Source organism: Rhodococcus sp. NPDC055112 (assembly GCF_053607505.1).
Map to the genome: position 1 here is coordinate 60,755 of NZ_JBSGTR010000001.1, position 22,162 is coordinate 82,916.

Genomic DNA, 22,162 nt, shown 5'->3' on the forward strand with positions numbered 1-22,162 from the left:
ACGCCTGTTTACGAATGTCAGGATGCAGGGAAGACTCGGTCTCCCAGACAGGAATCCTGCATGTGAGCTCGCCCACCAGCACTGCCCCGACGACGCCGCCGCCGCCCGAAGAGCCGGGTGGTGGCGACCCGCCGGGTGGTGAGCCCACTCCCCCGAAGCGGAGTAGGCGCGGCCTGTTCCTGTGGATCGCGGCCGGGCTCGTCACGCTGTTGCTGGTCGTGCCTGCCGCGGTGTTCGCGGTCGGCTACTGGCAGGCCGAGGTGCCGCGTCCCTCGGACATGCGCACCAACCAGGTGGCGACGATCTTCGCCACCGACGGTTCGACGATCACGAAAGTCGTGCCGCCGGAGGGCAACCGCACCGACGTCGAGCTGGCGCAGATCCCCGAGCACGTCCGGCAGGCGGTCCTGTCCGCCGAGGATCGGGACTTCTACACCAACCCCGGGTTCTCCCTTTCCGGCTTCGCCAGGGCCGCGCGCGACAACATCCTCGGCAAGGCCAGCGCGGGCGGCGGCTCGACGATCACCCAGCAGTACGTCAAGAACACCCTGGTCGGCGCGGACCGGAACGTCGTCCGCAAGATGCGTGAGCTGGTCATCTCCTCGAAGATGGCCAGGCAGTGGTCCAAGGACGACATCCTCGCCGCCTACCTGAACACCATCTACTTCGGTCGCGGCGCGTACGGCATCGCGGCCGCGTCGAAGGCCTACTTCAACAAGCCGGTCGAGGAGCTCACGGTCGAGGAGGGCGCCGTGCTCGCCTCTGTCATCCAGAGCCCATCCAGCCTCGACCCCGAGACCAACCGCGCCAGGCTCGAGTCCCGCTGGCGGTACGTGCTCGACGGCATGGTCAGCCAGGGCGAGCTGTCGAAGGAGGAGCGGTCCGCGGCGCTGTTCCCGGCGGTGGTGCCGTCGAGTCAGCTGGTGGATGCGAACGCGGCGCGCGGACCGGAGGGGCTGATCCGCGCACAGGTGCTCGCCGAGTTGGCCGCGGCCGGGATCAGCGAGCAGCAGCTGAACACCGAGGGGCTGCAGATCACCACGACCATCGACCCGAGGGCGCAGGACGCGGCGCTGGAGTCGGTGCGCGAGACGATGGCGGGCGAGCCCCAGGAGTTGCGCGCGGCGGTGGTGTCCATCGATCCGCGCAGCGGCGCGGTCCGCGCGTACTACGGCGGATCCGACGGGGCCGGTTTCGATTTCGCGCAGTCGCCGCTGCAGACCGGGTCCGCGTTCAAGGTGTTCGGGCTGGCCGCCCTGCTCAAGGAGGGCAAGGGCCTGCAGACGATGTTCAACAGCGCCCCGCTCACCGTCGGGCAGGTGGAGATCACGAACGTGGGCGGCGACGGCTGCGGGACCTGCACCATCGCGCAGGCGCTCAAGCAGTCGCTGAACACCAGCTTCTACCGGCTCACCCTGTCGATGGAGAACGGCTCGCAGAAGATCGCCGATGCCGCGCACGAGGCGGGCATCCCGAAGCAGATCCCCGGCGTCGAGGGCGAGAGCCTGACCCAGGACGGCGGACCGCCTGAGAACGGAATCGTGTTGGGGCAGTACCAGTCCCGTCCGATCGACATGGCGTCCGCGTACGCGACGCTGGCCGCGTCCGGAATCTACCATCAGCCCTACTTCGTGCAGCGGGTGGTGACGGCGGACGGCGCGGTGCTGCTGGATCGTCCTGCGCCGCAGGGAGAACGGCGGCTCGATGCCGCGGTAGCCGACAACGTCACCCAGGCGATGCTGCCGATCGCGGTCTACTCGAACGGGCACGCCCTGTACGGCGGCAGGCCGTCGGCCGCCAAGACCGGGACCGCGCAGTTCGGCGACACCGGAATGAACAAGGACGCGTGGATGGTCGGCTACACGCCGTCGCTGTCCACCGCGGTCTGGGTCGGCACCGAGCAGTCGCAGGCGATCGTGAACCAGTGGGGCGGATCGATTTACGGGTCGGGGCTGCCATCGGACATCTGGAAGGGCACGATGGACGGCGCGCTGGAGGGCACCGACTGGGAGACCTTCCCGTGGCCGCAACCCATCGGTGGCCAGTCGGGTGTGCCCGCGTATTCGGGGGGCGGCACCGGCGACGGTTCCCGCACCAACACGGGCGGCCCGGCACAGCAGGCACCATTGCCGCAGGCCCCGGTGGCCCCGCCTGTGCAGGAGGGTGCGCCCCCGGTCGAGGCCCCGGCCCCGCCGGTGTTCGTGCCGCCCGCCCCGCTCCCGCCGCCTCCCCCGCCGAGGAATGTGGAGATCCTGCCGGGCATCGTCATCCCGCTGCCGGGCTGACCGTGCCAGTAACCCGAACTTGGGGTCAGCCGGTTCCGTCCTCGGGGCCCGGAAGGTCGGGGCAGACCGTGACGTAGTCGATGTCAGGTGAGATCCATTCGTCCCACTCGACCTGGCTCATGTTGTGGGTGAGCTTGTCGCACAGGGTGTCCGGCAACTCTGCCGGATCGAGTGGGGGAACCGGCCACCGACGTACGGTGTGGTCGGTACCGCCCGAGACGATCGAGCGTCCGTCGGGGCTGAAGTCGACAGACAAGGCCTGGCCCGTGTGACCCCCCATCGACTCGCCGATGGATTCCCCGGTATCGGCGTTCCACAGCCGGACGCCGTAGGTTCCGGCGGAGACGAGGCGGCGGCTGTCCGGGCTGAACTCGACCGCGGCGTTCCAGCTCTGGGTCGTCGCTTCGCCCAGTAGTTCGCCGGTGCGAGCGTCCCAGCGGCGCAGAATGGTGTCGAACCCGTACGAGACGATCATGCGACCGTCGGGGCTGAACTCCGCGTACACCGAACCCTTGTGCCCGGTCATGGGTTCCCCGAGCGCTTCGCCGGTCTCTGCGTCCCATCTGCGGACGGTGCCGACATCGTCGCCGGAGGCGAGGGTCCGCCCGTCCGGGCTGAAATCCACCGATACCGGTGGAGCGTCGGGGTTCACCGTCATCGGTTCTCCGAGGGCATTTCCGGTTGCCGCATCCCAGCGACGCAGCGTGTTGTCGTAGCTCCCTGTGACGAACATGCGGTCGTCGGGGCTGAAGGCGATCAGATTCACCCTGCTCTTGTGTGTGCTCAGCTGCTCGCTGAGCTGCTGGCCGGTGCGGGCGTCCCAGCGGCGCACCGCGCCGTCCTCACCGCCGGTGACGATCCACCTGCCATTCCAGCTGACGTCCACGCTCGCGAGTCCCGGACTGGTGATCGGAGCGCCGAGGGGTTGCCCGGAAGCATCCCATCGACTGACGGTTCCGTCCCGACTGCCGATAACGAACAAGCCCCAATCACGGCTGTTGCCAAAGGCGATGGGGAAACCTTGTCCTGCCAAGAACCCGGCTGGCCTTCCCGTGTCAGCGCCCCACAGCCGCGCGCCATCCACGCTTGCCGAGGCAATACGGCTGCCGTCCTCGCTGAATCGAACGCTGTACACGCCCAGACTCTCACTGGAGTGCCCGGTCATCCCCACCGCTGTGGTTGCATCCCAGATCCGCATGGTCGTGTCCGCGCTGGCGGAGAGGATCCGACTGCCGTCGCTACTGAACGCGACGCTTGTCACGTTTCCCTTGTGGCCGACCAGGGGTGAGCCGGCGGGACGACCGGTCGCCACATCCCAGACACGGATGGTGCCAATCTGGTCTCCGGAGACGATCCGCTGACCGTCGGGGCTGAGGGCCACGCTGGTCACCGGGGCTTCGTGGCCGGCCATACGCGCGCCGATCGGCGCGCGGCGCTCCGTATCCCACACCTGCACGGTCCCGTCCGTGCTACCGGAGACGATTCGATCGCTGTCCGGGCTGAAGGCAAGGCTTTGGATCCGATCGCCCATACCCTCGCCGACCTGGTCGTATTCGGGGGTCGACAGATCCCACAGCCGAATGTTGTTGTCCATGTTGCCCGTCGCGACGTCGCGACTGCAGGTCGCCAGCCACCTTCCGTCGGGGCTGACTGCCAAACACAGGACCGTTCCACCGGCCAGGTTGCGGGCCGGCTCGCTGTCTGGTCGCCCCTTGTCGGCATCCCACCACTGGACGTCGCCGTCGTATGTGGCCGAGACGATTCGTCGGTCATCGATCATGAACGCCAGGTCAAGAACTGCGCTCGGGTCGCCGGTGTCGGGAGTGTTGAGGGGCTTCTGGGTATTCGTTTCCCAAAGCCGCACAACGCCGTCGCTTCCGCCCGCCGCGATGGTCCGGCCGTGGTGGCTGAACGCAACGCGGCTCAGGCCGCCGCGATCAGCCGTCATGGGCACACCCTCCGGTTGCCCCGTGCGGGCGTTCCACAGCCGTACCGTTCCGTCGCTGCCGCCGGACACGATGTGGTTGCCGTCCGGGCTGAAGGCCGCGCTTCCGACCAGATCCGGGGTGCCGATGATCTTGACCACATTGCGCAGGTCGTCCAGTGCGCCGAGCATGGCGTCGTCGTCGGCGGCGGCGGGAGAGATGTGCGGCGCGGTGAGCAACTGCTCGAGTCCGCGGTACTCGCCGCCAGGATGCGCACCGGCAAGCATCGACTGGCCTTCGTATTTCACGCGCGCCGCCAACACTTCGCGAGCGCGATCGCGCTCCCGGAAGTAGAAGACCACGGCGACCATCGCCACGACAAGCGTCACCGCCAGCACCGCCCGCAGCACCCACGCCCTCTTGCGCAGCGCCGCCGTGTGCGCCTGCGCCTGCTCCTTGGCCTCCGTCTCCGCCTCGGCGAGGGCCTCCGCCGCCTGCTGCTTGTCCTTGGCGGCCTGCAGTTCTGCCTCCCGGCGACGCTTCTCCTCCTCGGTCCGGGCGGTCTCCCCCTCCCGCGAGGCCAGCAGGAAACCCCGCGTCGGCTGCAGTCGATCGATGAAATCCGTTTTGGCCGAAAGGACCTCGGCGTCCTCCAGTCGCGTCCCCTGCAGGAGCCAGTCCTCGTCCCTGTCACGGCGCTCCCATTCGGTGGCTGCACCCTCGAGGCGATCCGCGGCCTTGAGGTCCTCGGCCTCGGACCGCAGCCACCCGGCCAGCTCGTCCCACTGGCGCAGCAGGCTCTCCAAGGCCACCTCGACCACCGTCTCGCCGCCGCGCTCGTCCTTGACCAGCAGGCGCTTGGCCACCAGTACGTCGATCAGTGGTCGGCTCTCGGCCGGGATGTCGGACCAGCGCGCGACGCGTCGCATCGGCTGGTCGCTGTCCGGGTTGATCGTCGCCAGCCAGGGGATGAAGGCCCGGCGCAGCCGTTCGAGCTGCCGCTGCCTTTCGCCGGGGTCGGCCGCGAGCGCCGAGTCGATCTCGGTCTGCACCACGCGCGACATCCCGCCCATGGCCGTGTACTCGTCCAGTGTCAGGTCGACGTCGCCGCCGTAGTCCCTGTACAGCCGCGAGAGGGTCAGCGACAGGAGCGGCAGCGTGTCCGCGCCCTGCCCGCATTCCTCCAGCAACCGGTCCACCAGCGCAGGCTCCACCCGAAGCTGGCGGCCGGTCTCGCCTGCGCGCCGGACGGGACCGACCACGACCTCCTTGAACTGGGTCGGCGGCATGGGCTTCAGTTCGCCGAACACCGCGCTCTTCAGGCCGGCCAGTTCCGGCGCCGTCTGCCACGCCTCGTAGAGGTCGGCGCGGATCGTCAGCACGACGAACATCGACACCCGGTCGCCGTTTGCGTCCCGCATCAGGCGCGCGAGCAGCGAAAGAAGTTGGCGGGCTTGCGCTCCCGCATCTACGCCGAACAGTTCCTCGGCTTGGTCAACCGGCAGGATCAACGCGGGGGCAGGCGCATCGGGGGGCAGGTCCAGGACGCGCGCTCGGGCGGCCTGCTGCGCTTCGAGCAGCCACTCACGGAGACGCTCGACGCCGTCGGGGCAGGCGGCCTTGATCTCCCCGAGTGTCGGCCGGGTGAGCCCCAGGCGCACGCGCATCGCGTGAATCGACTGGGCCAACCCGGAATCGCCGGTGAGCGCGTTGCGTTCGGGCCGAACGATGTCGAGCAGCAGGTAGTTCCGGTCGTCGCGCCGCAGCCGTGGCAGGAGTCCGGCCCGCAGGAACGAGGACTTGCCGACCCCGGACGGTCCGAGAATCACGAACAGCGACTCCACACCTGTGTTGCGTATGCCACGCAGGCGGTCGAGCCCGTCGAGGATCTGCGCGTCGCGCCCGAAATAGACGGCGGCGTCGACCTCCTCGAACGGTTCCCACCCCCGATAGGGCGCCCGGTTCGGGTCACCGGGTGGCGGCCACGGGAAGCGGTCGGCGCCGACTCCCGCCGCGCACAGCCCGGCGCGCAACCGTTCCAGGCCCTCGGTCAGGAACTCCACCGGCTCCGACCCGTCACCGAGCGATACCTCGGTCTTCGGTCCGTCGCCGAACAGGTCACAGCGCTGCCACTCCCGGGTGATCTCACCGCTCTCCATCGGCTCGAGCCGGACGACGAAGACCGGCTTGTTCAGGTCCTCCGCATGGCGGTACTCGAGCTTGCACTCGTGCGAGCTCTCCCAGGCCGGTGAGAGCAGGACGATGACCGCCTCGCACCGGTCCTTTGCCTTTCGGAGTGCGTCCTTCCACCGGATTCCCAGCGGGAGGCCGGTATCGACGTCGACGTCGAGGAAGATCTCGCGTGCCAGGCCGGGCTCCCGCTCCGCCAGCCATCGCTTGAGTGCGATCGCCTGGCGGCGGTCCCGGCTGGAGTATGTGATGAACACCCGCGACATGACCACTCCCATCGCAGGGTAGGCGGCGTCCAGGTTCAGAATGAACCGGCTCGCGGCCTCGGGCACGCGTAGTCGACTACCCGATTGCCGTAGCCCGGCGCAGCTGACTGTCGCCCGAAATGGCTGAAGGGCACGTCCGTTCGGATCAACCGAACAAACGTGCCCTTCGCCGCGTTTGGTGCGGGACTATGCCTCGATGATGAACGCCTCGAGCTCGGCGCGGGCCTTGTCGTCGGCCATCTGGACCGGCGGGCTCTTCATCAGGTACGCCGACGCCGGGTAGACCGGTCCGCCGATGCCGCGGTCGAGCGCGATCTTGGCGGCGCGGACGGCGTCGATGATGATGCCGGCCGAGTTCGGGGAGTCCCAGACCTCGAGCTTGTACTCCAGGTTCAGCGGGGCGTCGCCGAAGGCGCGGCCCTCGAGGCGGACGTACGCCCACTTACGGTCGTCGAGCCACTCCACGTAGTCCGAGGGGCCGATGTGGACGTTGCGGTCGTGCACCTTGCCTGCGAGTGCGCCGGTCAGGTTCGACGTCACGGCCTGGGTCTTGGAGACCTTCTTGGACTCCAGGCGCTCGCGCTCGAGCATGTTCTTGAAGTCCATGTTGCCGCCGACGTTGAGCTGGTACGTGCGGTCCAGCACGACACCGCGGTCCTCGAACAGCTTCGCCATCACGCGGTGGGTGATGGTGGCACCGACCTGGCTCTTGATGTCGTCGCCGACGATCGGGATGCCGGCGTCCTTGAACTTGGCGGCCCACTCCGGGTCGGAGGCGATGAACACGGGCAGGGCGTTGACGAACGCGGCGCCCGCGTCGATCGCGCACTGGGCGTAGAACTTGTCGGCATCCTCGGAGCCCACCGGGAGGTAGGACACGACGACGTCGACCTTGGCCGCCTTGAGCGCCGCGACAACGTCGACCGGCTCGAGATCGGAGACCTCGATGGTCTGGGCGTAGTACTTGCCGATGCCGTCGAGGGTCGGGCCCCGCTGCACGGTGACGTTGCTCGGCGGCACGTCGGCGATCTTGATGGTGTTGTTCTCGCTGGCGAGGATCGCCTCGGAGAGGTCGAAGCCGACCTTCTTGGCGTCCACGTCGAACGCGGCGACGAACTCGACGTCGCGGACGTGGTACTGACCGAACTTCACATGCATCAGGCCAGGCACGGTGGCCGTCTCGTCGGCGTCCTTGTAGTAGTGGACTCCCTGGACCAAGGACGAGGCACAGTTCCCCACGCCCACAATGGCCACGCGCACCGAGGTGCTGTTCTCACCCATGGTCGGGTTCTCCTTCTTTCTTGGGTACTGCTGTCGATGTTTGTTCGGCCACGATCAGCTCGTTGAGCCAGCGCACCTCGCGCTCGCTCGATTCGAGACCGAGCTGATGCAGCTGCCGGGTGTAGCGGTCGAGGGAACCGGTGGTCCGCCCGACGGCCTCACGGAGCCCCTCGCGGCGCTCCTCGACCTGACGTCGCCTGCCCTCGAGGATCCGCATCCGCGCCTCGGCGGGGGTGCGGCTGAAGAAGGCGAGGTGAACGCCGAAACCGTCGTCCGTGTAGTTCTGCGGACCGGTGTCGGCGACCAGTTCGGCGAACCGCTGCCTGCCGGCAGGGGTCAGCTCATATACGCGGCGGGCACGTCGCATGGAGGCGCCCGTCGGACCGGCGTCCTCGGCGATCAACCCGTCGGTCTGCATGCGGCGCAGTGTCGGGTAGAGCGAACCGTAGGAGAAGGCGCGGAACGCGCCCAACAGGCCGGTCAGCCGCTTGCGCAGCTCGTAGCCGTGCATGGGTGACTCGAGGAGCAGCCCGAGGATCGCGAGTTCGAGCATCACTGCACCTCCTGAGTCACCTATCGATTGATGCGACAGCAAACTATATCGCGCCGATATATAGGAGCCTACGACAAGGCACATTTGTGTGACAAGGTGTCACGCCTAGGTGTGGGCCGAGGGTCGGGCTATGCCGTCGCGGGGAAGATCGAGTAGACCTCCCCGTCGAACCCCGCGGTCAGGTGTCCCGACGTCCCCAATCGCCCGTCGGACAGGTACATCGACACCTCGGGGCCCTGGTCCCCGTTCTCGACGGACATGTGGATCGAATCCGGTGTGGCCACGCCAAGGGTCTGCGGGGCGCCGAGCAGCAGCCCGCCCACAGCCTGGATGTCCAGCCGGGCCAGATCGACCGGCACGGTCTTGGGATCCCGCCCGGTGCGGGAATCGGGCTCCTGGAGTCCGTCCCGGTAGTCGACGTCCTGGTACATGCCGGGTGCCCCGGGCTCGGCGCGCTGGATCAGTGCGTACTCGGGATAGATCGTCGCCTCGTCGACCACCGCGTCGCCATACCCGGCGCGCAGCTCGTCGATCATCTGGGCGAGTCCCGGCGCGGACAGCACGTTCTCGGGGCGGTCCGGAGCGTCTGCGTCGTTTCCGCCGCCGCCGATCGCGGAGAACACGACGGCGCCGAGCGCCACCACGGCAGCGACCGCGACGGCAGCGGCGACGCCCGGGATCCGGCGTCCGGAATCGGCAGGCTGGACGGGCAGCGACCCCTTCAGCTTGTCGGGGATCTGCAGGTCGGACACCAGCGCGTCGAGCTCGGAGAGGGTCCGGGCGGACATCGCAGCCTTGGTGCGGTCGCGGTGTTCGAAGTCGGAGAGCTGGCCGTCGTCGTGGGCGGAATCGAGGAGTCCGCACACGTCGACGCGGTCGGTGTCACGGGCGCGCATGCGCAGCGAGGATTTGCTCGGCACCAGCCGAGCATAGGAGTGCGCCGTCTATCCGTTGGGTGAGTCGGGATACATGCCGGCGATCTCCCCGTTGGGACGCAGGTACATGTGGCCGCTCGCGCCGGTCGCCTCGTTGTTCACGTGGACGGAGATCTGTGGGCCGTCGTCCTGGTCGACCTCGGTGCTGATGTGGCTGATCACCCCGCCCGGCACCCGCAGCGACTCCGCGGCGCCGCCGAGGTGGCCGGCCAGGGCGCGGAGGTCGATGCTCGCCAGGTCGAACGGCGGTTCGGCCCCGGAGTGGCTCGTCGCGGAGTCGGCCTCGAAGCCGCCGCGGAAGGAGTACGGCTGCTCCCGGCCGGGCTGGTCGGGGACCACCCGAGTCAGGCGGGCGTAGTCGCCGAAGAAGGTCGCCTCGTAGACGAGGGTGTCACCGAACTTGTCCCGATATCTGGTGATGAACTGCTCGATGCCGTTCGCGGTGCTGGTGTCGATCTGCGGGATGACCACCGGCGCGACGTCGGCGTACTTGTCGGGAGCAGGCGGCGCGGGTGGATTCGGCGCGAGCGGCGCGACCACCGGTGCGGCGGCTGCCGGCGCCGGGTCGGGGCCGTCCTTGTTCAGCGCGGTGAGTGTCACCGCGGCCACCACCGCGGCGACCGCGACGCCGACCAGCAGCACCAGGCGGCGCGGGGATGCCGGCCGGTCCGGCGCGGCGAGCGTATCGGTGAGGGCCTTCGGTAGTTGCAGGTCGGTGACCAGTGACTCCAGCTCGCCGAGGGTCCTTGCGGACATGGCCGCGGAGGTGCGCGACTTGTGCTCGTCGAAGTCGAGCTGTCCGTCGCCGTACCCGGCGTCGAGCAGCGTGCAGGTGTTCGAGCGGTCGATGTCACGCGCTCGGGTCGTGTTGCGGCTGGCCACGGTCGAAATGATAGGAGAAGCGGTGTGACGGGGTCCGGCAGCCGGGTAGTGGCGCGATCGACAGTGTCGATTCGCGATCCGGTGCGGGCGCGGCGCAGCCACTGGTCGGGTGGGGTGCGCCGCGGGTGTCGGCCCGGCGTGTCGCAGCTCGCGCCGCCGCCAACCCGACACCTCGCACGATTGCCCACGTACTCTGGTCACGTGCGATTGCAGCGGCAGGTGGTGGACTACGCGCTACAGCGGCGATCCCTGCTGGCCGAGGTCTACTCCGGCCGGACGGGTGTCGCCGAGGTGTGCGATGCCGGTCCCTACTTGCTGCGCGCGGCGAAGTTCCACGGCAGGGGCTCCGACGCGACCTGTCCGATCTGCAGGAAAGAACAGCTCACCCTCGTCTCGTGGGTGTTCGGCGACAGGCTGGGCCCGATCTCGGGTTCGGCGCGTACGTCGGAGGAGCTGGTTCGGCTGGCGACGACCCAGGAGGAGTTCTCCGTCCACGTCGTCGAGGTGTGCCGCACCTGCAGTTGGAACCACCTGGTGCAGTCGTATGTGCTCGGAGCGGTCCCCGCCCCGAAACGGGCGCGCCGCCCCTCGGGTGCGCGTGCGCCGAGTCGCCGCATTGCGAGTGAGTGAGCACCACCCCGCCGAACGATGTAACTGACACAGCCGTGTCTACGTGAGCACTGGAGATTCCTACGTGAGTTCCCCCTACGACAACATGCAGGGTGGTCGACCCGCCGGACAGCCGCGGCCGGGTGGCCCGCCACCGGGCGGCCGACCGCCGGGGTACTCACAGCCCAACGCTCAACCCGGATACCCGCAGGCCCGGCCCAACCAGGCGCCCGGGTACCCGCAGGGCATGCCGCCGCGCCCCAACCAGGCCCCCGGATACCCGCCGCCGAACCACGGTCAGCCCAACTACGCCGCTCGCGGCCAGGCGCCCCGTCCCGCGGCGCAGCGGCCCCCGGCACAACGACCCCCCGCACCCCGCACCGCGTCGGGTAGCGGCAACGGACCCGGCGGCCGTCCCCCGGCGGGCCCGCCGCCGAAGGCCAGGGGTGGCTCGTCCGGCGGTCAGCCGCCGAAGCCGCCGAAGAAGGGCGGCTCGAAGCGCTGGAAGATCATCCGCCGCACGGTGGCCGGCCTCGTCGCCATCGGACTCGTTGTGCCGCTGCTGACGTTCATGGTCGCCTACACGGGCGCCGACGTGCCCAAGCCCGGCGACATCAAGACGAACCAGGTCGCCACGATCTACAACAGCGACGGCACCTCCGTGATCAGCACGATCGTCCCGCCGGAGGGCAACCGCACCGACGTCACCATCGACCAGATCCCGCCGCACGTGCGCAACGCCGTGCTCTCGGCCGAGGATCGGGACTTCTACACCAACCCCGGGTTCTCCGTCTCCGGCTTCGCCCGGGCCGCGCGCGACAACGTCCTCGGCAGGGAAGACGCGGGCGGTGGCTCGACGATCACCCAGCAGTACGTGAAGAACGCGCTGGTCGGTGACGAGCGCGCCCTCACCCGCAAGATGCGTGAGCTGGTCATCTCCTCGAAGATGGCCAGGCAGTGGTCCAAGGACGACATCCTCGTCGCCTACCTGAACACCATCTACTTCGGTCGCGGCGCGTACGGCATCGCGGCCGCGTCAAAGGCCTACTTCAACAAGCCGGTCGGTGAGCTCACGGTGGAGGAGGGCGCCGTGCTCGCGGCGAGCATCCAGCTGCCGTCGCTGCTCGACCCCGAGACGAACCCGACCGGTGCCGCGACCCGGTGGGGCTACGTCCTCGACGGCATGGTCACCGCGAACACCCTCAGCGCGGCCGAGCGGGCGGGCGCCAAGTACCCGCACACGATCGCGCAGTCCGAGATCGACAATGGCGTCTCGGCGAAGGGTCCTGACGGCCTGATCCGTAGCCAGGTGATCAAGGAACTCGCCGCGAACGGCATCAACGAGCAGGTCCTCAACACCGAGGGACTGCAGATCACCACGACCATCGACCAGCAGGCCCAGCAGGCCGCCGTCGACGCGGTCAACAACAACATGGAGGGCGAGAAGCCCGAGCTGCGCACCGCGGTCGTCTCGGTCGACCCGAAGTCCGGCGGGGTGCGGGCCTACTACGGCGGCGCCGACGGCGCCGGCTTCGACTTCGCCCAGTCCGGCCTGCAGACCGGTTCGTCGTTCAAGGTGTTCGGTCTCGCGGCCGCGCTCGATCAGGGCATCCCGCTGTCGAAGATGTACGACAGTGGGCCGCTGACGATCGGCGGCACCACCATCACCAACGTCGAGGGCGAGTCCTGCGGCACCTGCACCATCGCCGAGGCGCTCAAGCGTTCGCTGAACACCAGCTTCTACCGACAGATGATGTCCATCGAGAACGGCCCGGAGAAGATCGCGGACATCGCCCACAAGGCCGGCATCCCCGAGGAGATCCCCACCATCAAGGGCACCACCCTGCAGGAGCCGAACGGTAAGTCCGAGTACGGAATCGTGTTGGGTCAGTATCAGTCCCGCGTGATCGACATGGCCTCCGCGTACGCGACCCTGGCCGCCTCCGGCGTCTACCGCGCGCCGCACTTCGTGCAGAAGGTCGTCACCGGCGACGGCACCGTGCTCCTCGATCGCGGGTCCGCGCCGGCAGGCGAGACCAGGCTCAAGCCCGCCGTCGCCGACAACGTCACCTCCGCCATGCAGCCGATCGCGGGTTACTCCCGCAATCACGGCCTGGCCGGCGGGCGTCCGTCCGCCGCGAAGACCGGCACCGCACAGCTCGGCGACACCGGCCAGAACAAGGACGCATGGATGGTCGGCTACACCCCGTCGCTGGCCACCGCCGTGTGGGTGGGCACCGAGCAGGGCCTGCCGCTGCAGAACAGCTACGGCGGACTGATGTACGGCTCGGGGCTCCCGTCCGACATCTGGAAGGCCACGATGGACGGCGCGCTGAAGGGCACCGACGTCGAGACCTTCCCGAAGCCCGAGGCGATCGCCGGTCAGGCGGGTGTGCCCGCGTACACCGCGCCGTATGTGCCGCCGAAGACCACGGCCGTCACGCCGAGCCCGACGCCTGCACCGGGGTTCACGCTGCCGCCAGTCATCATCACCCCGCGTCAGGTGGAGGTCCTGCCCGGCGTGACGATCCCGCTGCCGGGTCTGGCGCCGAAGCCGACCACACCGCCCGCGACGGTCGATCCGGGTCCGTCGCCGGGCCAGCCGACGGAGGAAGAGGTCGAGGCCGAGGAGGGGCTGAGCCCGGGAGCCAACGCGCAAGGAGCCGGGGGCAACCCGCAGGGAGCGCCGGTCCGGCCGAACCGATAGCCGATCGGTAACGTCACAGCGGTGGCCGAGCAACCTGACGACAGCACCGTGACGGTCGTTCCGCAGGCTCCACCACAGGAGCTCGCGGGCGGCGCGGTCATCGCCTCGCCCGGCCCGTTGGCGGACGACCGCCGGTCCGTGGCGGACCGGGACCTCCCCGGGCGCACCGATCCGACGGTGGCAGAGCTCAGCGGGGTCATCGGCGGACCGGTCGGGCGGCACGCGCTCGTCGGCCGGTCCCGGTTCCTCACCCCGCTGCGGGTGATCCTGCTGCTGGCGGTCGTCTTCCTCGCCCTCGGCTGGTCCACCAAGGCGGCGTGCCTCCAGCAGGCCCCGAACGGGCCCGACGGCGCGCTCGGCCTGGACTGGAGCGGCAGCCGCCAGTACACCGCGCTGTGCTATTCGGACACGGTGCCGCTGTACGGCGCGGAGCGGCTCGACGAGGGCGCCTTCCCGTACAAGAAGTCGTGGGAGGAGAAGGCAGGCGACGGGTCGACGCAGCAGCGGTACATGGAGTACCCGGTGCTCGCGGGGCTCTACCAATACGGCTCGATGAAGGTCGCCAAGGCCTGGGACGCGGTCTCCTGGCTGCCAGGGGCGCTGCAGGTGGTCCTCTACTTCAACGTGGTCGCGCTCGGGCTGTCGCTGGCGTGGCTGGTCACGGTCTGGGCGACGGTGCTGCTGGCAGGCAGGCGCGTCTGGGACGCCGCTCTGGTCGCGGTGTCCCCGTTGGTGGTCGTACACGCGTTCACCAACTTCGACCCGCTGGCGACGGCCTTCGCGGCGGGCGGCCTGCTCGGCTGGGCGCGCAAGCGGCCGGTGCTGGCCGGCGTGCTGCTCGGTCTCGGCGGCGCCACCAAGATGTACCCGCTGTTGCTGCTGGGTCCGCTGCTGGTGCTGTGCCTGCGGGCAGGCCGGATGCGGCCGTGGTGGAAGGCGGTGGCGGGCGCTGCCGCGGCCTGGCTGGTGGTGAATCTGCCCATCGCGCTGCTGTTCCCGGCCGGCTGGCGGGAGTTCTTCCGGCTCAACTCCGAGCGCGGCGCCGACCCGGACTCGATCTACAACGTGATCACCTCGTTCACCGGCTGGCGTGGTTTCGACGGTCCGCTGGCCACCGGTGAGACCCCGACGAATCTGAACACGGTGTCGTTCGTGCTGTTCGCCGCCGCCTGCGTCGGCATCGGGTACCTGGCGCTGACCGCCGCCCGCAGGCCCCGCGTCGCGCAGCTGTGCTTCCTGGTGATCGCGGCCTTCCTACTCACCAACAAGGTGTGGAGTCCGCAGTACTCGCTCTGGCTGGTACCGCTGGCGGTGCTCGCGCTGCCGCATCGTCGAATCCTGTTGGCGTGGATGACGATCGATGCCCTCGTCTGGGTGCCGCGGATGTACTACTACCTGGGCGTCGAGAACAAGGGTCTGCCGGAGCAGTGGTTCACGGCGACGGTGATCGTCCGGGATGTCGCGGTCGTCGCGCTGTGCGTGCTGGTGATCCGGCAGATCCGCCGCCCGGAGCTGGACCTGGTGCGCGAGGGCGGGGTGGACGACCCGGTCGGCGGTGTCCTCGACGGCGCCCCGGACCGGCCGCCGGGGTGGCTGCCGTCCTGGCTGCGCCCGCGGGAGCGGCGCGGCACGCAGGCGTGGTCCGCGGCGCCGGCTATTCGCTGATCCGCGCCTCGAGCTGGGCGCGGGCGAGCGGCCAGTCGTCGTCGATCATCGAGAAAAGCGCTGTGTTCCGCCAACTTCCGTCCTGGCGGCGGCGGTGTTTGCGGAGCAGCCCCTCGAACTCGGCGCCGAGCTTCGCGATCGCACCGCGCGAGTGCGCGTTGAGCTCGTCGGTGTGCCACTCGACCCGGACCGCGCCGAGGTCCTCGAAGGCCCGGCGCAACAGCAGCAGCTTGGCCTCCGGGTTGATCCGGCCGCCCTGGGCGGAGCGGGAGAGCCAGGTGTAGCCGATCGCGAGCGACTGGTGCATCGGGTCGATCTGGTAATACGAGGTGGTACCGACCACCACGCCGGTCGCGGTGTCGATCTGGACGTACGCCAGCCGCTGCGGGTCGTCGAGCGCATGGGAAATGTATTCGGTTGCGTCCGAGGCGCTCTCGATCAGGCGCCAGGTCCAGCGGAAGAGTGTCGGGTCGTCCGCTGCCCGGTACAGTTCCTCGGCATGCGCGAGGGTCAGCGGCTCGAGGCGGACGAACTCGCCGATGAGCGTGGGCTGTTCGAACCAGGGCCCGGTCACGACGCCGCCGTGAGGGCCGGATCCCGGCGACCGAGGCCGTGCCGTGGGCCCGCGTCGGCGCCCGCGGCCTCCCATCGCGGGCGGGCGCGGAGGAAGACGAAGAACAGCACCACCAGCAGCGCCGCGCGGCCCCAGACGCCGAACTGGACGACGAACTCCATCGCGGCTGCGTCCGAACCGGCCGCGAGCTCGTAGAAGTAGCGGAACACCCCGATCCCCATCGCCAGGTCGGCGAGCAGGTAGCCCCCGATCAGCGTCCACGGCACCCGCATGAGCACCAGGAAGGGGATCAGCCACAGCGTGTACTGCGGTGAATGCACCTTGTGCAACAGCATGAATCCGCACAGCATCGCCGCGCTCACCGCGATCCACGGGTAGCTGCCCTCGCGGCGATACCGGCCCCAGCCGAGCCAGAGCGCCAGCGCGAACGACGCGGCGATGAGCAGCGGTGAGGCCACGTCGACGAAGGACGCGTAGGGGCTGCCCGGACCCTCGACGCCGCCGAACAGCTCCCGCACCCCCCAGTACCAGATCGAGTTGGTGGTGATGTCGGCCTGGCGGTCGGACTGGAAGGTGAACGAGGCGAGCCAGCCGGGGTAGCCGGCGAGCGCGAACGGCAGGTTGATCGCGATCACCGTGCCCGCCGCCGCCGCGGCCACCATCAGCGCGCCCTTCGGGTCGAACCGGCCCCGCACCGAGGCGGGCAGCTCGGCGCCACCCGCGCCGCCGGTGAACACGAAGGCCATCAGCGGTAGCACGAAGGCGCCCGGGTAGATCTTCAGACACAGGCCGATCGCCAGCAGGATGGCGGCGCCGATCGCCCTGGTGCGCAGCGGGATCCGCTGGTAGTACACGACCACGAAAGTCGCCGCGGTTGCGGCCGCGACGACCGGCAGCTCCCAGTTGTGGAAGGCGTACAGGACCAGTGGCGGGGCGGCCGCCCACAGCAGCGCCGGCCAGCCCGCGAGCCGACCGAGCATCCACGCGGTGGCGAGCCCGAACGGCACCAGGATCAGCGCCGAGTTCAGCAGGAACTCGGCGTCGTTGTGTGCGCCGATCCCGCCGAGCCACATCAGCAGCCCGCTGAGCACGGGGTACTCGACGGTGCCGCCGGTGAGCAGTCCGTCCGGCGTGATGCCGCCCGTGAGGTAGGGGAAGACGTGGTTGTCGATGTCGCGGCCGAGCCAGAGGAACTGGATGTCGGAGTAGCAGAAGTTGCTGTCCTTGAGCCGGTCGAAGACAAGGCTGCGACCGTTCTCGGCGAACGGGGCGCCCGCGCACCTGGCCTTGTTCAGATAGCCGAGGGCGAGGGTGAGCCCGCACAGCAGCGTCACGGTGACCGCCACCGCCGGTGTCCCTGCCTGGGCGCGCGTCCGCATGTCTTCAGCCTAGGTGCTGCGCGGGCGGGCCGAGGCCCTTCCCTCCCCCGGCCGGACCCCGCGGTGGTCGCGGCGGCGGGCACGATTTCGCAGGTCAGGGGCCGCTCGTGTAACCTGCAAAGGTTGCTGACGCAACGACCCTCCTGTCACGGATAGTCCGTGGCCGTTTCACTAGTCCATAGGAGGTGATGAGGTCTTATGCGTCATTACGAATTGATGGTCATCCTTGACCCCAGCCTGGACGAGCGCACCGTCGCTCCGTCGCTGGATACGTTCCTCAATGTTGTTCGCCAGGACGGCGGCAGTGTCGACAAGGTCGATGTTTGGGGTAAGCGTCGTCTCGCCTACGAGATCGCCAAGCACAGCGAAGGCATCTACGCGGTGATCGACATCAACGCGACCCCTGCCACCGTGAACGAGCTGGATCGTCAGCTCGGCCTGAACGAGTCGGTGCTCCGCACCAAGGTTCTGCGCCACAACAAGTGATTTCTGTCTGCGCGTGGCCCTAGGCTCGGCGCAACAGGATTCCACACACTGCAGGAGGAACCCACATGGCAGGCGACACCGTGATCACCGTCATCGGAAACTTGACGGCTGATCCCGAGCTTCGATTCACCCCCGCGGGGGCCGCGGTTGCGAACTTCACCGTCGCATCGACGCCCCGCACCTTCGACCGTCAGTCCAATGAATGGAAAGACGGCGAGGCGCTCTTCATGCGCTGCAACATCTGGCGTGAGGCCGCAGAGAACGTTGCCGAGTCCCTGACTCGCGGTTCTCGGGTGATCGTGAGCGGACGGCTCAAGCAGCGGTCCTACGAGACTCGCGAGGGCGAGAAGCGCACTGTCATGGAACTCGAGGTCGACGAGATCGGCCCCTCGCTCAAGTACGCCACGGCCAAGGTCAACAAGGCCAACCGCGGTGGCGGCGGAGGCGGCGGAGGGTTCGGTTCCTCGGGCGGTTCGGGCGGCGGACGCCCGGCTGCCAACTCCGGCGGCGACGACCCGTGGGGCAGCGCCCCGCAGGCGTCCGGCTCGTTCGGTGGCTCCGGTGGTGGAAACGACGAACCCCCGTTCTGATCCCCGTTCTGGCGACAGCGCCGGGATCTGATGCGAACGAACATTGAAAGTACGGAGAAAGACAATGCCGAAGCCGCCGTTGCGCGACAAGGTGATGAAGAAGAAGGTCTGCTCCTTCTGTAAAGAGAAGAACACGCAGATCAACTACAAGGACACGACGCTGCTGCGTAAGTACGTCAGCGACCGCGGCAAGATCCGCGCGCGCCGTGTCACCGGCAACTGCGTCCAGCACCAGCGGGACGTGGCCGTTGCCGTGAAGAACTCGCGTGAGGTCGCACTGCTTCCTTACGTCTCGACGGCTCGCTAAGGAAAGGGAAGACATGAAGCTGATCCTCACTGCAGACGTGGACAACCTCGGTGTCCCCGGCGACACCGTCGAGGTCAAGGACGGTTACGGCCGTAACTACCTGCTGCCCCGCGGTCTCGCGATCGTCGCCACCCGTGGCGCCGAGAAGCAGGTCGAAGGCATCCGTCGTGCGCAGGAAGCCCGCGCCGTGCGCGGACTCGACCACGCCAAGGAGATCAAGGCCGCGATCGAGGGCCTCGAGAGCGTCTCGCTGACCGTCAAGACGGCCGGCGACTCGGGCAAGCTGTTCGGCTCGGTCACCGCAGCCGACGTTGCCGGCGCCATCAAGGCCGCCGGTGGCCCTGTCGTCGACAAGCGCAGCCTCGAGCTGCCGAAGGCGCACATCAAGGCGACCGGCAAGCACGCCGTGGTTGTGAACCTGCACCCCGACGTCGTTGCCAAGTTCCACCTGAACGTGGTCGCCGGCTAGTCCGACCCACGTTCGCCCTCGGGGCCCCGCGGACCATTGGTCTGTGGGGCCCCGAGTCGTTTGTGGATAACTTCCCTCCCGTTGTGACCGGTCCCCAAGACAAGCGTCCAGTTCGTGTGATCGATCACTGTGATGCAACTCATATTGCGAGGTCAGCGCGTTTCGGCAACACGCCCGGATGCCCAACCCATGGGACACGCCGAAAGTATTTTCATCCACAGGTGTGTGAATAAGAAAAGGTACGATCACCTGCGAAGATGGTTAGTGGTCACACAGTTATCCTCAGGTTGTCCCCAGGGCACTAACACTGGCCAACTGCGGATTCCACAATTCATCCACAGTTGTGTACACAGTCCGTGTTGAACGAGGCGCTCCGGATGCCTAACGTCGTGCGCGCGCGTCCTGCGGCGGCTGTGCCTGACCCCGATTCCTGGGGTCGGGATCAACCTGTCGGTCCGGGCGCGTATGTATTGCGTGTGGACGCACCGGACGGCGTGGCCGACCGGGCGTCGAGTTTTGCGGGGAGAGGACGGTTATCGCGTGGCGGTTGTCGACGATCGTGGTCACTCGGACTACTCGGAGCAGGCTGAGCCGCCCCGCGAGGATTTCGGGCGCCAGCCCCCGCAGGACATGGCGGCGGAGCAGTCGGTGCTCGGCGGCATGCTGCTGAGCAAGGACGCCATCGCGGACGTGCTCGAGCGGCTGCGGCCCGGCGACTTCTACCGGCCCGCCCACCAGAACGTCTACGACGCGATCCTGGACCTGTACGCCCGCGGCGAGCCCGCGGACCCGGTGACCGTGTCGGCGGAGCTGGAGCGTCGCGGCGACCTGCGCCGGGTGGGTGGGGCGCCGTACCTGGTGACGCTCACCCAGACGGTGCCGACCGCCGCGAACGCCGGCTACTACGCGGAGATCGTCGCCGAGAAGTCGATCCTGCGCCGCCTGGTCGAGGCAGGCACCCGGATCGTGCAGTACGGCTACGCCGGGTCCGAGGGCCAGGACGTGGCCGAGGTGGTCGACCGCGCGCAGGCCGAGGTCTACGACGTCACCGAGCGGCGCACCAACGACGACTTCGTGGCGCTCGAGGAGCTGCTGCAGCCCACCATGGACGAGATCGACTCGATCGCCAGCCGCGGCGGCCTCTCCCTCGGCGTGCCCACCGGGTTCACCGAGCTCGACGAGGTCACCAACGGCCTGCACCCCGGGCAGATGATCATCGTCGCGGCCCGTCCCGGTGTCGGTAAGTCGACGATCGGGATGGACTTCCTGCGGTCCTGCTCGATCAAACACGGCATGGCCAGCGTCATCTTCTCCCTCGAGATGGGAAAGACCGAGATCGTCATGCGCCTGCTGTCGGCGGAGGCGAAGATCAAGCTCGCCGACATGAAGTCCGGCAAGATGAACGACGAGGACTGGACCAAGCTGGCGCGCCGGATGAGCGAGATCAGCGAGGCGCCGCTGTTTATCGACGACTCCCCCAACCTGACCATGATGGAGATCCGGGCGAAGGCGCGCCGGCTCAAGCAGAAGCACGACATCAAGCTGATCGTGCTCGACTACCTCCAGCTGATGTCGTCCGGCAAGAAGGTCGAATCGCGTCAGCAGGAGGTCTCCGAGTTCTCTCGAAGCCTCAAGCTGCTGGCCAAGGAGCTCGAGGTCCCGGTGGTCGCGATCTGTCAGCTCAACCGTGGTCCCGAGCAGCGAACCGACAAGCGCCCCATGGTGTCCGACCTCCGCGAGTCCGGCTCGCTCGAGCAGGACGCCGACATGGTCATGCTGCTGCACCGGCCCGACGCCTTCGAGCGGGACGACCCGCGCGGCGGCGAGGCGGACATCATCCTCGGCAAGCACCGTGGTGGTCCGACCGCGACAATCACTGTGGCACACCAGCTTCACCTGTCGCGGTTCGTGGACATGGCGCGGGGCTAAGGCCCTTGCCGCGGACACCGAAACTTGAGACAAAAATCGGACATGTTGAGATGTTGAGACAAAAATCGGACATTTGACGGATTGTTGAGACGTGCGCAATGCGACAAGTCGTAGGCTCCGCTCGCCAACCCATGCGACCTCGCGCGGATCCGCATGCGTTGTAAACCCTGGCCGCAACTGGTGGAAGTTGTTCAACGCGCACCGGCGGGCCGCTCAACAGGTCGCAGCACGGCCCGCGGGTGTGGTCCGAGCTAACTGTCGTTGTGCATCCGGTGTGCCTGACGGAGGGCGTCGTCGAGCGAGCCCGCGATCGCGAGATCTGCCGATGGGACCGAGCAGAAATGGGTCCTGGATAGGGTGCCCTCGCAGGATCAGCGAGCAGGACGGGTAACCAGGACTGTTTGATGGCTGCGGGCCAGGGCAGGTGATCGACTCACTCACCGGAATCCTGCTCGGGTTTACTGTTCGTCAAACAGGACAGGCCAGGGGGTGCGCTGCGAACATGAGAAGTAGTCCCCGGCGGCACGGGTCGCCGGCCCGAACAACACCGGCACAATCGGCATCAGCACCTTCACGCTGCCAGCGCGGCCCAGCGCCAGACATCGCCGCTCGAGGCGACGACCGCTGACATCCAACCCAACCGCCAGCCCCACCACATCACCTGGCGACGATTCATGAAGCTATGGTTCGGCTATGGGTGGGATTCTCTACGAAGACATGACTGTGCGTCTTGACGACCGTGGCGTAACGATTCGGCACTTCTACTTTCCGTTCGTGAGCAGGTTTCTGCCCTACGAGAAGATCGAATCCGTGCACACCGCCGCACTTGCCGACATCGGAGGTCGGTGGAGGATCTGGGGCACAACTGATTTCAGTCACTGGTACAGCGTCGACCTACTGCGACCGAGGAAGCACACCGCGATCGTGTTGGAGATCTGGGGTTACGGGACGCCGGCCTTCACACCCAGAGACCCGGATACGGTTGCGTCGATCATCTCGGCAGCGCTCGCCAGAACACGGTAGCGACGTTCGCCGTTCTACTGCCGACTCCAACGGATGGGCGACCGGGGAGCGTCCGTCTCGGTGACCGATCGCCAGCCAGGACAGCTTCACTCCCAGGTGATGTCATC

Annotated in this window: 17 protein-coding genes; 10 read left to right on the forward strand and 7 right to left on the reverse strand. The window is 68.2% G+C overall.

What is annotated here, in order from left to right; all coding sequences use genetic code 11:
- Window positions 1–14: 14 nt before the first annotated feature.
- On the forward strand, window positions 15–2,285 hold the full coding sequence (locus ACWFRB_RS00270) for a transglycosylase domain-containing protein (RefSeq protein ID WP_452637964.1): 2,271 nt from the start codon (window positions 15–17) through the stop codon (window positions 2,283–2,285).
- A gap of 25 nt (window positions 2,286–2,310) precedes the next feature.
- Here the strand turns inward: ACWFRB_RS00270 and ACWFRB_RS00275 are convergent, their stop codons facing one another.
- The 5 genes from ACWFRB_RS00275 to ACWFRB_RS00295 all read right to left on the reverse strand — a co-directional run bounded on the left by ACWFRB_RS00275 (window position 2,311) and on the right by ACWFRB_RS00295 (window position 10,317).
- A complete protein-coding gene (locus tag ACWFRB_RS00275) occupies window positions 2,311–6,732 on the reverse strand; it encodes an nSTAND1 domain-containing NTPase (protein WP_452637965.1) in 4,422 nt (1,473 codons plus the stop codon).
- A 120-nt stretch (window positions 6,733–6,852) separates the two neighbouring features.
- Entirely contained in the window at window positions 6,853–7,947 is a 1,095-nt protein-coding gene (locus tag ACWFRB_RS00280) for an inositol-3-phosphate synthase (RefSeq protein ID WP_077040003.1), read from the reverse strand.
- Complete coding sequence (locus ACWFRB_RS00285) at window positions 7,940–8,500, reverse strand: PadR family transcriptional regulator (RefSeq protein WP_027502104.1); 561 nt, start codon at window positions 8,498–8,500, stop codon at window positions 7,940–7,942. Before ACWFRB_RS00285 ends, ACWFRB_RS00280 begins: the two co-directional genes overlap by 8 nt.
- A 128-nt stretch (window positions 8,501–8,628) precedes the next feature.
- Window positions 8,629–9,420, reverse strand: a complete 792-nt coding sequence (locus ACWFRB_RS00290) for a DUF1707 SHOCT-like domain-containing protein (protein ID WP_452637966.1) — start codon at window positions 9,418–9,420, stop codon at window positions 8,629–8,631.
- Between the two features lie 24 nt (window positions 9,421–9,444).
- Window positions 9,445–10,317 (reverse strand): DUF1707 SHOCT-like domain-containing protein, encoded by an 873-nt coding sequence (locus ACWFRB_RS00295; RefSeq protein WP_452637967.1) that lies wholly within the window; start codon window positions 10,315–10,317, stop codon window positions 9,445–9,447.
- Between the two features lie 201 nt (window positions 10,318–10,518).
- Here ACWFRB_RS00295 and ACWFRB_RS00300 point away from each other — a divergent pair, with 201 nt between their 5' ends.
- The 3 genes from ACWFRB_RS00300 (at window position 10,519) to ACWFRB_RS00310 (ending at window position 15,298) form a co-directional block, all read left to right on the forward strand.
- Window positions 10,519–10,947 (forward strand): DUF5318 domain-containing protein, encoded by a 429-nt coding sequence (locus tag ACWFRB_RS00300; protein WP_452637968.1) that lies wholly within the window; start codon window positions 10,519–10,521, stop codon window positions 10,945–10,947.
- 85 nt (window positions 10,948–11,032) lie between these two features.
- Window positions 11,033–13,633 (forward strand): transglycosylase domain-containing protein, encoded by a 2,601-nt coding sequence (locus ACWFRB_RS00305; protein WP_452638314.1) that lies wholly within the window; start codon window positions 11,033–11,035, stop codon window positions 13,631–13,633.
- Between the two features lie 99 nt (window positions 13,634–13,732).
- A complete protein-coding gene (locus tag ACWFRB_RS00310) occupies window positions 13,733–15,298 on the forward strand; it encodes a glycosyltransferase family 87 protein (protein WP_452638315.1) in 1,566 nt (521 codons plus the stop codon).
- On the opposite strand, the gene ACWFRB_RS00315 is transcribed toward ACWFRB_RS00310, so the two are convergent.
- Both ACWFRB_RS00315 and ACWFRB_RS00320 read right to left on the reverse strand, forming a co-directional pair.
- Window positions 15,288–15,872: a GNAT family N-acetyltransferase gene (locus ACWFRB_RS00315; protein WP_452637969.1), complete on the reverse strand. Its 585-nt coding sequence runs from the start codon at window positions 15,870–15,872 to the stop codon at window positions 15,288–15,290. The genes ACWFRB_RS00310 and ACWFRB_RS00315 overlap by 11 nt on opposite strands.
- On the reverse strand, window positions 15,869–17,251 hold the full coding sequence (locus tag ACWFRB_RS00320; RefSeq protein WP_452637970.1) for a hypothetical protein: 1,383 nt from the start codon (window positions 17,249–17,251) through the stop codon (window positions 15,869–15,871). The genes ACWFRB_RS00315 and ACWFRB_RS00320 overlap by 4 nt, the downstream gene beginning before the upstream one ends.
- 198 nt (window positions 17,252–17,449) lie before the next feature.
- Between ACWFRB_RS00320 and rpsF the strand changes: the two genes are divergently transcribed.
- The 6 genes from rpsF to ACWFRB_RS00350 all read left to right on the forward strand — a co-directional run bounded on the left by rpsF (window position 17,450) and on the right by ACWFRB_RS00350 (window position 22,055).
- A complete protein-coding gene (rpsF, locus tag ACWFRB_RS00325) occupies window positions 17,450–17,737 on the forward strand; it encodes a 30S ribosomal protein S6 (RefSeq protein WP_027502097.1) in 288 nt (95 codons plus the stop codon).
- Between the two features lie 65 nt (window positions 17,738–17,802).
- The gene (locus tag ACWFRB_RS00330; RefSeq protein WP_452637972.1) at window positions 17,803–18,327 is read left to right on the forward strand and encodes a single-stranded DNA-binding protein; all 525 of its coding nucleotides are present in this window, start codon (window positions 17,803–17,805) and stop codon (window positions 18,325–18,327) included.
- Between the two features lie 64 nt (window positions 18,328–18,391).
- Entirely contained in the window at window positions 18,392–18,634 is a 243-nt protein-coding gene (gene rpsR, locus ACWFRB_RS00335; RefSeq protein WP_027502095.1) for a 30S ribosomal protein S18, read from the forward strand.
- Between the two features lie 13 nt (window positions 18,635–18,647).
- Window positions 18,648–19,103, forward strand: coding sequence for a 50S ribosomal protein L9 (gene rplI / locus ACWFRB_RS00340; RefSeq protein ID WP_452637974.1), 456 nt, complete (start codon window positions 18,648–18,650; stop codon window positions 19,101–19,103).
- 540 nt (window positions 19,104–19,643) lie between these two features.
- Window positions 19,644–21,032 carry a replicative DNA helicase gene (dnaB, locus tag ACWFRB_RS00345; RefSeq protein WP_452637976.1) on the forward strand — a complete coding sequence of 463 codons (1,389 nt, stop codon included), beginning with the start codon at window positions 19,644–19,646 and terminating at the stop codon, window positions 21,030–21,032.
- A gap of 693 nt (window positions 21,033–21,725) precedes the next feature.
- On the forward strand, window positions 21,726–22,055 hold the full coding sequence (locus tag ACWFRB_RS00350) for a hypothetical protein (RefSeq protein ID WP_452637978.1): 330 nt from the start codon (window positions 21,726–21,728) through the stop codon (window positions 22,053–22,055).
- Window positions 22,056–22,162 lie beyond the last annotated feature (107 nt).